Origin of the sequence: Mycolicibacter heraklionensis, from assembly GCF_001021505.1 — a bacterium.
GTDB classification, from domain to species: Bacteria; Actinomycetota; Actinomycetes; order Mycobacteriales; family Mycobacteriaceae; genus Mycobacterium; species Mycobacterium heraklionense.
The window spans coordinates 40,658-55,625 of the sequence record NZ_LDPO01000020.1; the positions used below are offsets into that span (position 1 = coordinate 40,658).

A 14,968-nucleotide genomic window follows, 5' to 3' on the forward strand; every position below is an offset into this window, starting at 1 on the left:
GTTATCTCCTTGTCAGTTCCACGGGATGCCCTGTCGGTGCGGCTCGGATTCCGGCGGCATGGCCGGGCCGCCGTAGGGCAGTGGGATCGTGTGCGGGCCGACCGGAGTGGGATCGGTGCGCCGCAGCGGATCCCAACCGGGGGGAGGATTGGCGGTGTCGTCGCCGGGCGGGCGGGGAGCGTTGCGGGCGCCGCGGATCAGTAACCCGGGGTCGTCGTTGAGGCAGTACGTGTTCAGGTAGGGCTCCGGGTAGTTCGGGATGAACGGAACATCGCGGGGGTGCGAGTAGTCGCACATATACCGCGGGTAGATGTCGGCGATCGCCCATATGCCACCGCCGTGCATCAGGCTGGCGACCCCGTCGAGCAGCGGCGGCCGGTCGTCGCGGAACAACTGCTGCAGCGCCGGTACTCGTACGTAGGACAGTTGCGCGACGGTGGTCAGGTTCCCCAACAGCTGCACCGCGGTCTCGGAATTGTCGGCGATCACCTGATCGACCGTGGCGAGCACTTTCGGCGTCTCGTCCAGCATGCGGCGCATTCCGGCGTCCTTGTCACTGACACCGGCCAGGGTGGCTCCCAAATTGCTTGCAATAGAACGCATTCCATTCGATGAATCGTCGAAGATCTTGAACAGCGGGCGGCTGCTGCGCAGCAGCGTCATGGTTTGCGGCAGCACACCGTCCAACGTGGAGATGAGCAGCTGGCTACCGGTGAGCAGCTGCCGCAACTTCTCGGGCCCCTGCTCGCTGACCGCGAGTTCATCGAGGACAGCCTTGAGCTGAACCGGATCGGTCTGCGCCAGCAGGCCGTCGACATTGCCGAGCAACCGCCAGATCGGGATCGGAGCCGCGGTGTTGGCGCGGTCGATCACCGCTCCGTCGGTGAGTGGCGGGCCGGTGGTATCGGTGGGCTCGAAGTTGAGGTACTGCTCGCCGGCCGGCGACAGGCCTGACACCCGGGCAATCGTGCCGTCGCGCGGGATCTTGGCGCGGGCGTCGATGCGGGCGATCGCCCGCACCCCGTCGCCGGTGAAGTCGACCGAGGCCACCCGGCCGATCGGCACTCCTCGCAGGGTGACGTCCTGGTTGGCCAGCAGCCCGCCGGACTCATCCAAGTGCACCGCCACCGTGATCTGATCGGCGAACGGGTTGTCGCGCAACGCGCCGAAAAGCAGATACGTCACCCCGACGACGACCAACGCGATCTGCGCCAGACCGGAGATCAGCAGCCGGTGCGCCACCCCACTACGGACCGTCCGCAGGATCAGCGCGGCGATCGGTTCGACGACGTTCATTGGTGTGGCCCCCAGATTCGGCCGCGGTCGGTACCCCAGACCCGATCGCCCAGCTGGGTGATCACGTACCGTAACGACCCGACCAGGTTGTCCCAGTCGGCCCACTTGGGGCCGTGGAACTCGGGATCCCCCAGGTGGTTCTTGTCGGGGATGTGGCCGAGCGCCAACTGCTGTAGGTCGACATCGGAATGGGCTGCGTTGGCGCTGAACAGTTTCAGCACCGGCGGCAGAATTCGCACGAAGTTGTCCATGGTGACTTGCGGATCCACCGCGGTGTCGTTGAAGGCGCGGGACAGTTCGTTGAGGTCGTGGATCAGGCTGCGGGTGTCGACGCCGGCGATCGACGGGAACCGCTGCAGTTGGCTGGTTACTGCACCCATCTGGTTCAGCAACGCGACGATGGTGGCGGTGTGGTCGGCGATGACGCTCAGTGCCGGCGCCGACGACGCCAGCACATCGTTGATCGAGTCCCGCTGGCTGTTCAGCGTGTCGGCCAGCGCGGCGGTCTGCTGCATCACCGCGCGGATGTCGTCGGTGCGGGACGACATCGTGGTCACCAAGGCGCGCGATTCCCGGATCATCGCGGCCAGCCCTTCGCCGTCGTGCCCCACGGCGGAGCCCACCCCGTTGAGAACTCGGGTCAGGTTGCCGATCACCCCGCCGTTGACAAGCATCGACGTGGAGGCCAGCACCTCCTCCACGGTCGCGGCGGCCAGGGTCGAGGTGATCGGGATGCGATCGCCGTCGTGGAGAACCGCCGCACCGTCGGCCGGTGCGGGTTGTCGCAACGCGACGAAGATGTCGCCGAGCGGAGTGGCCGACCGCAGCTCGGCGGTGGTTCCGGTGGGCAGCCGGACATCGGCGAGGATCCGCATATCGACCACGGCGGTGTAGTCCTTGGCCGTCATCGACACCACTTCGCCGACATCGGCACCGCCGAGGCGAACCTTGGCTCGGTCCGGCAGGTTGAGGGCGTTGGAGAACACCGCGCTCAGGTGGTAGCTGTCGCCGCCGATTCCGGGCGCGGGCAACGGCAGTTGCTCCACTCCGACCGAACATCCGGCGAGCAGCATTGCCGCCGCCGCAACCGGCAACCCGACGAGCCGACGCCCGGTCACTGCCCCAACCTCGTCATCGCATCGAGCACGGACGTGATTCCGAAATCCGGGCCCAGGTCGCGGATGGTGCCGGTGCGGCACCCCAACTGCCGCAGACCCAGGATGTTGCAGACCTCTTTGGTCATCGAACTGTCGAAGAACACCGAATCGAAGTGCGCACCCACTCGCAGCATGCCGTTGTCGGTGTCCATCGCATTGACCACGTTGTCGATCGCCAGCGGGGCGACGTCGAACACCTCGGAGAGTTCGCGGCGATAGTCGACCAGGGCCTTGGTCAGCGCGTTGCTGCTGCGCAGTGTTGCTGTCAGGTTGTCACCGTTGTCGGTCAGCAAGGCGTTGAGCTGTTCGAGCACCTGGTTGAGCGCGCGTCCGGTAGCGCCCCGCCCGAGACCCTCCTGGGCCACGATGTCGCTGAGCGCCCGGATGTCGGAGCCGAAGGCACGCACCACGTCTTGGTTTCGGGCTGCCGCATCGGTGAGCCTGCTCAGATTCGTGATGATCGTAGTGATGTTGCGCCGCGTTGCCTGCCCGTCATCGTCCCCGGTGCGCAGCGCTGCCGAGAGCTGGCCGAGCGCGGTCTTGAGCTGCTGCCCGCTGGTGGTGGTGATATCCGAAGTCGCGGAGAGGATATCGGCCATCGGCCCGCCACCATGGCCGTCGCCGCCCAGCGCGGTGCCGAGCTTGTCGACCATCTTGAGCACCCGGTCGAATTCGATCGGCGTCTTGGTTCGGTCCAGGCGCAGCGTGGCACCGTCCGGCAGAGCCGGGCCGCCGGCATACGGCGGGGTGAGTTCGACGTGACGATCGGTGAGGATCGACGTTCCCACGGTCACCGCCTGCACATCGACGGGGAGCACAACCTTCGGGTCGACCTGCAGGACCACTTCGACGTAGCTGCTTTTGGGGCTGATCGAGGCCACCCGACCCACCGGCATGCCGAGCACCGCGACGGTGTTGCCGGTGTAGAGACCGATGACGTTGTCGAACTGGGCGGTGATGGTGCGCGGCCCGGTACTCACCACCGGCCGCAGCGTGTACCCCGCACCCAACACCGCGGCTGCGGCGGCCATGATGGCTGCGACGAGGATGGTCCGCTTGGTCATTCGCAGTCCTTGAAATATTGGTAACGCTCCGGCCACCTGTATTGCTCTGCGCGGCCGCTGATCGCGCACATCCAGGAGTCCACCAACAGACCGCCGGGCAGGGCGAAGTCAAGGAATGGCCCGGACCCGGTGGCGTTGGCCACGTTTCGCATCGACAACGGCATCGCCTGGAACAAGTTGCGGAGCAGGTCGTCGTGGTCGCCCACCATCGCGGTGACCTGCCGGATGTCACCCAGCAGCCGGTCGAGCTGGGCGTGGTCGCCGACCGTGATGTCGCGGGCGGTGCTGACCAGCGTTGTCGCGGCCTCCATCAGCCGCTGCACGGCGTCCCGTCGCGCCACGACTTCGCCGAACAGCTGGTGGCCCTGGTTGACCAGGGCGGCAAGGTCGGCCTGCTGGCCGCCCAGGATTTCGGCGATCTCGGCGGTACTGCGCAGCAGCCCGGCGATCTGGTCGCGTCGTTCGGCGATGACTTGCGAGAGGCTCTGCACGCCTGCCAGCGCATCCGGCAGGATCGATGGAACGTCGCGCAGCTGGGTGGACACCAGTTGCATCGACTGGGCAAACCGCTGCGCGTCAACGTCTTCGAACGTGTTGGTGGAATCTTGCAGCAGCTTCTGCAGGTCATAGGGGACGCTGGTGTGCGCCAGGGTGATTCGCCGGCCGTCAAGAGTCCCGTCGCCGGCCGGCTTCAGTTCGACATAGCGGGCGCCCAAGACGGTGCTCAGTTTGATCGCGGCGCGGGTCTGCGAGCCCAGGACCACGTCGTGACGAATCTTCATCGACACCATCACGTGGTCACCGTCCAGCGCGGTGTCCTCGACCGTGCCGACCGGGACGCCGGCGATGCTGACCTCATCGCCCGACCGGATGCTGGCCGCCTGCAGGAAGTCGGCGAAATAGGTTGTCTTTCCGAGGTTCAACGTGGTGAGCAGTGTCGTAGCGGCGATCACCGCCGTCAGGGTCAGCACCGCGAGGGCGCCCAGCCACGCTTGGCTGCGGTCCTCGAGGACCCGTTTGCGGACCTGCGTGGCTGCCACGGCGGTCACCTGCACTGCGCCGAGTATTTGCGCCAACCGCCGGGGGTCGCCGCGTTGACGATGCTGGGCACGATCGGTTTCATGAAGTTGAACAGGGTGAAGTTGAAGTCGCACGCCTGTGCGCTCATCGCGGTGCTGTCGCCGGTGATCCGGGCCAGCCCCTTGAGCACCGCGGGCAGGTTGGCGCCCATGGTGGCCCACTGATCCTGGCGGGCAATCATGGTGGACAGGAGCCCGGGCTGGCGGTCGAGCAGGTCTTCCAGGTCGGGGCGCACCGCGGTGAGAATCCCGGAAAGACGACCGACCACAGTGGAAATGGAACCCGCGGCCGAGATCAATTCGTCGCGGTGCACATTGAGGCCGGCGACCACGGCGCGAACCTGAGTCAAGGTGGTCTGCAGAGCAACGCCCTGGCCGGCGAGGTTCTGGGTGACCGCGTTCAGGCTGGTGATCAGCTGACCCAGCAGGTCGTCGGGGCCGGCAAGGGAGTGCGCCAGGCGGGAGGTCTCAGCGATCAGCACCGCAAGCGAATTCGAGTCGCCTTGCAGAGCCTTGATCAGCGCGTTGGACAAGTTGCCCCGGTTGTCCGGGTCCAGCAGGGTGAACAGCGGTTCAAAACCGTTGAGCAGGTATGTCACATCGAACGACGGCTCGGTGTGTTCCACGCCGATGGTGGCACCGTCGGGCAGCTTCTCCGGGCGGCCGAAGTCGGCGAGGGTCAACCCGATGTAGCGCTGTCCGATGATGTTCTGATACACCACGGACGCCTTGGTGTTGCCGTAGACCGGCTGGTCGCGCTGGATCCGGAACCGCACCCGGGCGCGATCGTGGTCCAGGTCCACCGAGTCCACCCGACCCACCCGGACCCCGGCCATCCGGACGTCGGAGCCGGGCCGCAGCCCGGTGACATCGGTGAACATCGCGGTGTAGCTGTTGGTGGGCCCGATCACGTCGCGGCGCAGTGTGACCAGAATGGTCCAGGTGAGCGAGAAGCACACAACCAGGAACACGATCAGCCAGGCCAGCCGGCGCCGGTGGGCGGTCATGGCGTGCCGCCCGGTTCGAAAGTCGGCTCTGGTGAAAGGTTTCCAGCAGGAGCCAGCAGTACTTGGTCGGCGGCATTGGCGGGCTCGGGCAGGGTGATGCCCGGCGGGGGTACGTAGGCGCGGGGGTCGGGGATCCCGTGCGTATCGACTACCGGGGTGGTCTCGGGTGCCGTGTCGCAACTGGGGCCGCGCAGCTCGCCGTAGACGGGACAGTCGCTGCGGGTGTAGAGGCGCAGCGGGGCCAGCGCGACCACCAGCTTGAAGGTGAAGCTCAGCTTGGTGCCGGTGCGGGTCCACAACTCGTCGAAGAATGTGTTGACCACGTTGTTGATGCCCAGCGCGATCGCCGGGAACTTGCCGGAGCTGTCGGCCAGCACACCGACGACCGGGGTCAGCTGGGTGCCGATGGCCACCAGCTCATCGGTGTGGTTGTCCATCGCGGTGCGCACGGTGCCCACGGTGCCCTGCGCTCCGGTCAGCAGATTATGCAGGGCCGCTTGCCTTTCGGCGACGGTGCGCATCGGCACCACGGCGTTGTGCAGCGAATCCAACAGTTCGGGTGCGGTGCCGCGCAGCGCCTCGATGGCCGATTCCCAGGTTCCCAACGTGGACGGCGCGCTGTCCTCGATGCTGAGGTTGTTCATCTCGGCGACGATTCGGTTGAGCCCCTGCGCTGCCGCGCTCAGCGTCGGTCCCTGGCCGGCAGTGGCGTCGGCCACCAGCCGGATCAGGCCGAGGCTCTGATCGTTGCCGCGACGAGCGACCGCCGTGATGAGTTCACGCAGTTTGGCCAGGGTGTTCTGGAACAACTGGGTCGCCAGGGTCTGGTCTTCGGTGATGACATCGCCGCCCCGCAGCGCGGACGCCGGCCCATTGTCGACAAGCTGCACCGACGACACCGCAAACGCGTTGCTCGGGACGATACGCGCGGTCACGGTCTTCGGGATACCGTGCGCCCGATCGGGTTTGAGATCGATATGTACCACGTTGGGTGCGTCCCCCGCGGCTGGTATGACGTCGCGGACCATGCCGACCAGCACGCCGCGGAACTTCACATCGGACTTGGGGGGCAGGCCGTCACCGACACTGCGCAGTACCGCGGTGACCTGGACACGTGGGTCCAGCTTCCCCTGTGATTTCTCCATCAGCAGCCAGCCGGTCAATGCGCAGACCAGGAGAAAGGCGATTCCGCTCGCCACCAAAGCCGGCGTGGACGGGCCCCGGCCGTCGAAATCGAATCGGTTCGGCATCTACCCGCCCAGCCGTCCGCCGGCGTCAATGCCCCAAAACGCCATGGTGAGTAGCATGTTGACGCTGACCATGATGGTGATGCTGGCGCGCATCGCCCGGCCCGCGGCGATGCCGACACCCCGCGGTCCGCCGGTGGCGTAGAAGCCGTAGTAACACTGCAGGGTGGACATGACGGCGACGAAGATCGCGACCTTGAGTACCGCGAAAACCATGTCGCGCGCGGCGAGCATCAATCCGAAGTAGTGCAGGTAGGTGCCAGACGCCTGCCCGCTGACCAAGAAGATCACCAACTGGCACACCAGGAAGTTCAGGCACAGGCAGACGACGAACAACGGCACGACGGCCAGCGCCGAGGCGAGCACCCGGGTGGTCACCAGGTAGGGGATGGGCCGGATGGCCAGTGACTCCAACGCGTCGATCTCCTCGGAGATGCGCATCGCGCCCAACTGTGCGGTGAAGCGACAGCCGGCCTGGATCGCGAAGCTCAGTGCGGCCATCATCGGCGCTATCTCGCGCACGGCCGCCAGTGCGGTGATCAACCCGGTTGCCGGGCCCAGGCCGAGGAGATTGAGTGCGTTGTAGCCCTCGATTGCCACCACGGCTCCGCCGGCGGCGCCGTTGAGCAGCACCACCGCCGCGGTGCCGCCGCCGACGACGATGGACCCGTTGCCCCATGTCACATCCGACAGCAGCCGGAAGAACTCCCGCGGGTACCGGCGCAGCACCAGCGGAATCCCGGCCAGGGTCCGGAAGAAGAATGCCACCATGTGCCCGATCCGTGCCGCCTGCTGGACCGGCGCGTCCGCGGCGGCGAGCACGGGCCGAACGCCGGCAGGAAGAAAGGCGGTGGCCGTCATGGTCAGAAGCTGGTTTTCGGGAACAGCACCAGATACATCTGGCTCATCAGGACGTTGGTCAAGAGCAGCAGCAGGATCGATTGCACCACTGCGGCGTTCACCGAATTCGCCACACCGGCCGGACCGCCCCGGGTGTCCAGTCCCTTGTAGCTGGAGATGATCGCGACGATGACACCGAACACCACCGCTTTGAGCAACGTCAGGACTAGGTCGTCGACGGTCGCGAAGGACGAGAACGTCGCCGTGTAGCTGCCCGGGGTGCCGCCTTGCAGCATCACGGTGAACGCGTATCCGGCCAGGAATCCGATGAAACAGGTGAATCCGGTGAGGGCGACCGAGATCAGGACGCTGGCCACCAGTCGCGGCACCACCAGCCGCCGGATCACCGACACCCCCATGACCTCCATGGCGTCGGTCTCTTCCCGGATCGCGCGGGACCCCAGATCGGCGCCGGTCGCCGACCCGACTGCGGCCGCCATCAGCACGGCCGCCACCAGTGGTGCGCCCTGCCGGATGACGGCCAGGCCGTTGGCCGCCCCGGCCAGTGACGTCGCACCGAGTTGTCCTGCCAGCAAGCTGAATTGGATGGCCAGCGTGACGCTCAGCGGTATGGCGACGAACATCGTCGGCACAATCGCGGTGCGCGCCATGAAGGTGGCCTGCTCGACGAATTCGGTGAATGGGAAGCGTCCGCGGGCGATATCGATGACCAGGTATTGCGCAGCGCGTACCGCCAGCACGCATTGGCCGCCCACAGTGCGCAGTGCCGTCACCGGATGCCGGGCGAGGTAGCCCTTCGACCACCGTCCGATCGTCCGGCTTGCCGGGTTCGGCGCGTCATCGATTTCCGGAGCCTGCACCGTCATGCGCAGCCCCGTCAGGCCTGATCGAAGATCAGGGAGAGTCGTTTGAAGCCGCGCAGCATGAAACTGGGCTCGTAGGTGAAGTCGTTGTCCTCGGCGGACCTGATCGCGCTGAAACGGCGGGCCAACTCACCGAATGCGATGCTCGCCTCGAGTCGGACCAGCGGGGCCCCCAGGCAGGCATGGATGCCGTGACCCAGCGCCAGGTGCGTCCTGGCGTTGTCCCGTTCGGGATTGAACTCGTCGGCCCGGTCGAACCAGGCCTCGTCGCGGTTGGCCGACCCGAAGGCCAGCACCACCAGTGCACCGGCCGGGATGGTGTAGCCGCCCAGTGTGGTCTCGGCGGTGGCGATCCGGAACATGCTCTGAACCGGCGTGGCGTACCGCAGTGCCTCTTCGGTGAACGCCTCGACGCGCTCGGTGGGGTTCTCCCGCAACCAGTCCCACCATTTGGGTGATTGGGCTGCCATATGCATCGTGCTGGTCAACAGCTTGGTGGTGGTTTCGTTGCCGGCGATCAGCAGTTGCTGAATGATGCTCAGGCAGGCGGCGGTGCTCAGCGGTTCGTCGCCGTCGGAGGCATCGGGGGCGTTGACCAGGCCGGTGATCAGATCGCCGCGGGGGTTGGCCCGCCGATCGTCGAGTTCGGCGGCGAAGTAACGCTGGAACTCCAGCAGGCTGCGCGCTTGTTCGAGGCGACCGACGTCGTCGAGTTCGGCCCCGACAGTGAGAGCGAACTGATCTGACCACCGCTTGAAGTCGCCGATCCGGTCGTCGGGAACATTGAGGATGTGCGCGATGATCCGCAGCGGCAACGGTGCGGCGAACGCCGGGATGAAGTCGACCGGTTCTCCGGCCGGCAGCGCGTCGGCGACCTCGGTGGCGATCCGGCGGATCGCCGGTTCCTGCTGGGCGATCAGCCGCGGTGTGAAGGCCTTGGCCACCATCCGTCGGTAGTAGTGATGCTCCGGCGGGTCGGCGGTGAGCAGGGTCGGCACCGCCGGCCAGCCTTGGGCTTCGATCTCGGCGACCTGGGCGGCCACCGATTCCGGTGCCGGAAGCTGCGGTACGCCGAAGTTCGACGAGAACACCTCGTGATTGGTCAGTGCCTCGGCGACCAACTCGCGCGAGGTGACGAACCACATGCCCCGGCTGGCCACGAAGTGCACCGGTGCTTCGTCGCGCAGCGTCTCGTACCACGGGTAGGGGCACTGCAACGTCTGCGGTGCGAGGGGGTCGAAGTCGTTCACCGGGCAGGTCTTCGGTTCAGAGGTTGTCTCGCTCAACGCCGCCTCCAGGCATTCGCATCACGCTCTTGACTAATTGGTGCACTAATATAATAGTGAGCTGCGTCATACGCAAGCGTCGTGCGGGGGCCAAGCGGGCAGCGCGCGGAAGTGGAGGACGGGTGGCGGACGCAGCTCCGAAGGCAGTGGTAACCGGCGCCGGAAACGGCATCGGACGTGCGATTTCGCGTCATCTGGCGGCCGCTGGAGCCGATGTGGTCCTGGTCGACGTCGACGGCGACGCGGCGCAGCGGGCCGCCGACGGCATCGGCGGGCGGGCGGTAGCGTGCGACGTGTCCGACGAACGCTCGGTCGCCGAGTTGGCCGTCGCGATCGAGTCGGTGGACGTGCTGGTGAACAACGCCGGCATCTGGCGGTCGGCGACGCTGGACGACAGCACTGCGGCCGACGTCGACGACGTGCTCGGAACCAACGTGCGCGGTACCTGGTTGGTCACCCGCGCGCTGGCGCCGAAATTCAGTCCCCGCGGCGGGGCCATCGTGAACCTCACCTCGGTGCTCGCCGACGTCGGGGGAGCGGGGCGCGGAATCTATCCGGCATCCAAGGCCGCGATCGTCGCCCTGACCAAGCAGATGGCGTCGGAGTACGCGCCGCGCCGGATCCGGGTCAACGCTGTCGGCCCGGGTCTGGTCTTGACCGAGGGCACCGCCGGTGAGTTCGGCGACCCCGGGCTGCGCGACGCCGTCGGAGCCGCCATGCCACTGGGGCGGATCGGCGAACCGTCCGATGTCGCCGCCGCGGTCGCGTTCCTGGCATCGGCGGCAGCCGGCTACATCACCGGGCAGGTTCTCTACGTCGACGGCGGCTGGGCCATCAACGGCTCGGCCTTCATCGGCGACGCGGTCGTTTCGTACCTGACGAGCAAGGAGGCGCTATGACCGAAACCAGTGCGGGGCGTCCGGCGCCGGGTGCGGCGCGTTCACCTGGTCCCACCGTGCAGGAGCTGTTGGCGACCGACACCCGGGAGGTGCCCAAGCCGCTGCTCGAGGAGCACTACGAGTTCCTGGGCTCCGACGATATCGACACGCAGCGCTACACCAGCAGCGAGTTCCACTACCGCGAGGTGGAGAAGCTCTGGAAACGGGTATGGCAGATGGCCTGCCGGGAAGAAGACATTCCCGAGCCCGGGGACTACGTCGTCTACGACATCGGCGACATGTCGCTGATCGTGGTCCGCACCCCGGCTGGGGAGATCAAGGCCTATCACAATGCGTGCCTGCACCGGGGGCGGCGGCTGTGCGACGACTCCGGGCGCGCCAACCAATTGCGTTGCCCGTTCCACGGTTTCACCTGGAGTCTGGACGGCGCCCTGACCGACGTGCCCTGCCGCTGGGACTTCCCGCACATCGACGACACGAAATTCGGGCTGCCCGAAGCGCTGACCGCGACCTGGGCCGGATTCGTCTTCGTCAACCCCGACCGCGACGCGGTCCCACTGGCCGACTTCATCGGCGAGGCGGATCGGCACCTGGAGCCGTTCGGGTTGCAGGATCGCTTCAAAGCCGTGCATGTCGTCAAGGTTCTCGACTGCAACTGGAAGGTCGCACTGGAGGCGTTCATCGAGTCCTACCACGTGATCGCGACGCATCCGCAGTTGCTGGAGTACCTCGGCGACTGCAACACCCAGTACGACGTCTACCCGCGCGGCGACGGATTGCCGGGGTTCAACCGGATGATCACAGCCCAGGCCACCAGCAGCCCGCACCTGGGCGAGCCGCTGGAACCCCAGGACGTGCTGGAGGCGATGTTCCGCGACTTCTACCCCGACGGCGTCGGCAGCATCACGGTGCCGGAAGGCCAGGAGGCCCGCCCGGTGGTGGCCGAGGCGATGCGGGCCCAGCTGGCGGCGACCACCGGGGCCGACGTGTCGCAGGTCAGCGACAGCGAGATCCTGGACGCCATCGAGTATTTCGTGTTCCCCAACCTGGCCCCGTGGGCCGGCGTGGGTGCACCGTTGACCTACCGGTTCCGGCCGTACGGCAACGACCCGGACCATTGCGTGTTCGACGTGATGATGCTGATTCCGCTGCCGGCGGGCGTGCCGAAACCGAAGGCGGCGCCGCCGCACGTGTTGGGACCCGACGAAGATTTCAGCGCCGCACCGGAGTTGGGCGGACTGTGCGCGGTGCTCAACCAGGACCTGACCAACCTGGGCTGGGTGCAACGCGGATTGAAGTCGATGACCAAACCGGGTGTGACGCTGGCCAACTATCAGGAGGTCAGAATCCGTGCCTTCCATCAGGATCTCGACCGGTATTTGGACCGGTAGCAAGTCCGTGACGAGATCCGTCCGCAACGGCGTGTTGCGGCTGACGCGAGACGTTCGGCGGCGTCGGAGTTTGCCATGATGGTCGGGTGAGCGACACAAAGGTGAAGTCCGGCCCGGGGCGTCCGGCCGGGGCGGACAGCGGCGACACCCGGCAGCGGGTGATCGATGCAGCGTGCCGTTGTTTCGCCGAGCACGGCTACGGCCCGGCAACCAACAGTCTCATCGCCGAGTTGGCCGGGGTCACGGCCGGTGCGGTGTACTACCACTACGGAACCAAGAGCAAGCTTTTCGACGCCGTCTGTGAGGACGTGTACGGCAAGATCATCGCCCGCTCGACGGCGGTGGCGATGGCCACTCCGCAGTCCGTGCACGGGCTGCTGCGGTCGGTGCTGGCGGAGTCGATGCGGATCAACCACGAGTCGCCCGCCCTGGCTGGTTTCGTGGCCACCGCTCCGATCGACGCCCGTCGTCACCCCGAACTCACCGAGGCGTTCGGCAAGCAGGCCGTCCGGATGACCGAGACCCTCGCCGCGGCGGTGCGAAACGGACAGGACCATGGACTGATTCCCGCCGACCGCGACCCCGTTGCGGTGGCCCACCTGATCGGCGCCATCGTCGACGGCTTCGCGCACGCCGCCGCAGCGACCGACGCCGCGGCGATGGACGCCATGACCGCACTCTTCGATTCGCTGCTGCTGAGCGCCAGCGAGTAGCTGCCACCCCCGCCTCGCCACCGCGCCTCTGACGGTCATTGACAGTGGATCGTGACCGGTGTTACAAATTAATTATTGAACCAACTAATAGAGGGGAGCGCCGTGGCCGCCTCCGAAAACGTCGCGGGTCCGGACAACTCCACGCTGACGCGGATCTTCACCACCGCCACCCGGATCAAACTGTGCGACGAGAAATTCCGCTCGCTGATCCTCACCGGGCAGGTCAGCGCCCAGTACTACTCACCGCGCGGCCAAGAGATCATCCCGGCGTCGATCGGCGCCCTGCTCAAGCCCACCGACTACGTGGTCACCACCTACCGCGGGCTGCATGACCACCTGGCCAAGGGCGTGCCGATGCCGGAGCTGTGGGCCGAGTTCATGGGCAAGGCCACCGGCACCTGCAAGGGCAAAGGCGGACCGATGCACATCACCCATCCGGCGTCGGGGCTGATGGTCACCACCGGCATCGTGGGAGGCGGCCTGCCGATTGCCGCCGGGCTGGCCCTGTCCGCGCAGCTGCAGGGCGGCGACCGGGTCACGGTGGTCAACTTCGGTGACGGCGCCACCAACATCGGGGCCTTCCACGAGGCGTGCAATCTGGCCGGCCTGTGGAAACTGCCGGTGGTCTTCTGCTGCCAGAACAACCGGTACGCCGAACACACCTCGTTCGAGGACGGCACCAGTGTGGAGCGGATCGCCGACCGCGCCGCCAGCTACAACATGCCCGGTGTGCGGGTGGACGGCAACGACCCGATCGCGATGTACGCCGCGGCGAAGCGCGCCATCGAGCGAGCCCGTGCCGGGGAAGGTCCCACCCTCATCGAGGCGATGACCTTCCGGTTCTACGGCCACCAGATGTCCGACGGCAACGAATACATGAAGCCCGGCGAGCTCGACGAGGCGCGCGCCGCCGACCCGGTGCTGGCCTTCCGGGAATGGCTGATCGACAACGACGTGCTCACCGCCGCCGACGTCGAGGCCATCGAGGCCGACGCCAAGTCCGAGATCGCGGCGGCGGTGAAGTTCGCCCTGGACAGTCCCGAACCGCCGCTGTCGGAAGGGCTGACCGACGTGTACGAGGAGGCGCTGGCGTGAGCGAGCAACCGATGTCGGGGTTCCAGGCGGTATGCAGCGCGCTTGACGACGCGCTGGGCCGCGACCCGTCGGTGATCCTGCTCGGTGAGGACATCGCCGACCCCAGCGGCGGGGTGTTCAAGACGCAGGTGGGGTTGTCCACCAAGTACGGCGCTCATCGGGTGCGGGCCACGCCGATCAGCGAGCAGGCCATTGTCGGTGCGGCGATCGGCGCCGCGATCGGCGGGATGCGCCCGGTCGCCGAGATCATGCTGATGGACTTCCTCGCCGTCTGCATGGACCAGCTCTCCAACCACGCCGCCAAACTGCGCTACATGTCCGGCGGGCAGACGACCGTGCCGCTGACCATCCGCTGCGCCGCCGGTGCCGGAATGCAGTTCGGCGCCCAGCATTCGGAGATGCTGGAAGCCTGGCTGACCCACATTCCCGGCCTGAAAGTCGTGGTGCCCAGCAACCCCGCCGACGCCAAAGGACTGTTGACCGCAGCCATCTTCGACCCGGACCCGGTTGTGGTGGTAGAGCAGAGCCTGCTGTATTTCGGGCCACCGCAACCGGTTCCGACCGGCCACCACCTGGTTCCACTCGGCAGTGCCGCCACCGTGCGGCCGGGCAGCGACATCACCCTGATCAGCTACGGCCGGCAGGTGCACGACGCGCTGGCCGCCGCCGAACGGCTGGCGCAGGACTCCATCGACGCCGAGGTGATCGATCTGCGGTCCCTGGTGCCGTTGGACGAGAACACCATCCTGGCGTCGGTCGGGCGCACCCGGCACGCCGTCGTCGTCCATGAGGCGGTGCGCCGCAGCGGCTTCGGCGCCGAGCTGGCCAGCCTCATCACCGAGAACCTCTTCGATGAGCTGGGTTCCCCGGTGCAGCGAGTGGCCGGCGCCAACACCCCGATTCCGTTCGCGAAAGTTCTCGAGGACGCGTTCGTGCCCCACCCCGATCAGATCGTCGCAGCCGCCAAGGCGACGCTGGCCCGGTCGCGGACCGCGCTGAGGGGATAGCCG

At 66.9% G+C, this 14,968-nt stretch carries 14 protein-coding genes; 5 read left to right on the plus strand and 9 right to left on the minus strand.

The window, feature by feature from the left end:
* Window positions 1-12: 12 nt before the first annotated feature.
* The 9 genes from ABW16_RS19075 to ABW16_RS19115 are packed head-to-tail and all read right to left on the minus strand — an operon-like array spanning window position 13 to window position 9,860.
* Window positions 13-1,296: an MlaD family protein gene (locus tag ABW16_RS19075; RefSeq protein WP_047320764.1), complete on the minus strand. Its 1,284-nt coding sequence runs from the start codon at window positions 1,294-1,296 to the stop codon at window positions 13-15.
* Entirely contained in the window at window positions 1,293-2,414 is a 1,122-nt protein-coding gene (locus ABW16_RS19080; protein WP_131721525.1) for an MlaD family protein, read from the minus strand. The genes ABW16_RS19075 and ABW16_RS19080 overlap by 4 nt, the downstream gene beginning before the upstream one ends.
* Entirely contained in the window at window positions 2,411-3,517 is a 1,107-nt protein-coding gene (locus tag ABW16_RS19085; RefSeq protein WP_047320766.1) for an MCE family protein, read from the minus strand. The genes ABW16_RS19080 and ABW16_RS19085 overlap by 4 nt, the downstream gene beginning before the upstream one ends.
* Complete coding sequence (locus tag ABW16_RS19090; protein WP_157864264.1) at window positions 3,514-4,557, minus strand: MCE family protein; 1,044 nt, start codon at window positions 4,555-4,557, stop codon at window positions 3,514-3,516. The genes ABW16_RS19085 and ABW16_RS19090 overlap by 4 nt, the downstream gene beginning before the upstream one ends.
* Window positions 4,558-4,562: 5 nt before the next feature.
* Window positions 4,563-5,603, minus strand: a complete 1,041-nt coding sequence (locus tag ABW16_RS19095) for an MCE family protein (protein ID WP_047320767.1) — start codon at window positions 5,601-5,603, stop codon at window positions 4,563-4,565.
* Window positions 5,600-6,853, minus strand: a complete 1,254-nt coding sequence (locus ABW16_RS19100; protein ID WP_047320768.1) for an MlaD family protein — start codon at window positions 6,851-6,853, stop codon at window positions 5,600-5,602. The genes ABW16_RS19095 and ABW16_RS19100 overlap by 4 nt, the downstream gene beginning before the upstream one ends.
* Complete coding sequence (locus ABW16_RS19105) at window positions 6,854-7,711, minus strand: ABC transporter permease (protein WP_047320769.1); 858 nt, start codon at window positions 7,709-7,711, stop codon at window positions 6,854-6,856.
* 2 nt (window positions 7,712-7,713) lie between these two features.
* Entirely contained in the window at window positions 7,714-8,577 is an 864-nt protein-coding gene (locus ABW16_RS19110) for an MlaE family ABC transporter permease (protein ID WP_047320770.1), read from the minus strand.
* Between the two features lie 11 nt (window positions 8,578-8,588).
* Window positions 8,589-9,860: a cytochrome P450 gene (locus ABW16_RS19115; protein WP_131721526.1), complete on the minus strand. Its 1,272-nt coding sequence runs from the start codon at window positions 9,858-9,860 to the stop codon at window positions 8,589-8,591.
* Between the two features lie 122 nt (window positions 9,861-9,982).
* Here ABW16_RS19115 and ABW16_RS19120 point away from each other — a divergent pair, with 122 nt between their 5' ends.
* From ABW16_RS19120 to ABW16_RS19140, 5 genes are all read left to right on the plus strand, one after another.
* Window positions 9,983-10,759, plus strand: coding sequence for an SDR family NAD(P)-dependent oxidoreductase (locus tag ABW16_RS19120; protein ID WP_047320772.1), 777 nt, complete (start codon window positions 9,983-9,985; stop codon window positions 10,757-10,759).
* Window positions 10,756-12,150, plus strand: coding sequence for an aromatic ring-hydroxylating oxygenase subunit alpha (locus ABW16_RS19125; protein ID WP_047320773.1), 1,395 nt, complete (start codon window positions 10,756-10,758; stop codon window positions 12,148-12,150). The genes ABW16_RS19120 and ABW16_RS19125 overlap by 4 nt, the downstream gene beginning before the upstream one ends.
* 86 nt (window positions 12,151-12,236) lie before the next feature.
* Complete coding sequence (locus tag ABW16_RS19130; RefSeq protein ID WP_047320774.1) at window positions 12,237-12,863, plus strand: TetR/AcrR family transcriptional regulator; 627 nt, start codon at window positions 12,237-12,239, stop codon at window positions 12,861-12,863.
* Between the two features lie 102 nt (window positions 12,864-12,965).
* On the plus strand, window positions 12,966-13,958 hold the full coding sequence (locus ABW16_RS19135) for a thiamine pyrophosphate-dependent dehydrogenase E1 component subunit alpha (RefSeq protein WP_052957003.1): 993 nt from the start codon (window positions 12,966-12,968) through the stop codon (window positions 13,956-13,958).
* The gene (locus tag ABW16_RS19140) at window positions 13,955-14,965 is read left to right on the plus strand and encodes an alpha-ketoacid dehydrogenase subunit beta (protein ID WP_109519675.1); all 1,011 of its coding nucleotides are present in this window, start codon (window positions 13,955-13,957) and stop codon (window positions 14,963-14,965) included. The genes ABW16_RS19135 and ABW16_RS19140 overlap by 4 nt, the downstream gene beginning before the upstream one ends.
* Window positions 14,966-14,968: the final 3 nt, after the last annotated feature.

What these genes read in the sequence shown, in the direction of transcription:
- ABW16_RS19075 (WP_047320764.1), bottom strand. Translation starts at nt 1,296, where the DNA reads ATGAACGTCGTCGAACCGATCGCCGCGCTGATCCTGCGGACGGTCCGT.
- ABW16_RS19085 (WP_047320766.1), bottom strand. Translation starts at nt 3,517, where the DNA reads ATGACCAAGCGGACCATCCTCGTCGCAGCCATCATGGCCGCCGCAGCC.
- ABW16_RS19095 (WP_047320767.1), bottom strand. Translation starts at nt 5,603, where the DNA reads ATGACCGCCCACCGGCGCCGGCTGGCCTGGCTGATCGTGTTCCTGGTT.
- ABW16_RS19100 (WP_047320768.1), bottom strand. Translation starts at nt 6,853, where the DNA reads ATGCCGAACCGATTCGATTTCGACGGCCGGGGCCCGTCCACGCCGGCT.
- ABW16_RS19105 (WP_047320769.1), bottom strand. Translation starts at nt 7,711, where the DNA reads ATGACGGCCACCGCCTTTCTTCCTGCCGGCGTTCGGCCCGTGCTCGCC.
- ABW16_RS19110 (WP_047320770.1), bottom strand. Translation starts at nt 8,577, where the DNA reads ATGACGGTGCAGGCTCCGGAAATCGATGACGCGCCGAACCCGGCAAGC.
- ABW16_RS19125 (WP_047320773.1), top strand. Translation starts at nt 10,756, where the DNA reads ATGACCGAAACCAGTGCGGGGCGTCCGGCGCCGGGTGCGGCGCGTTCA.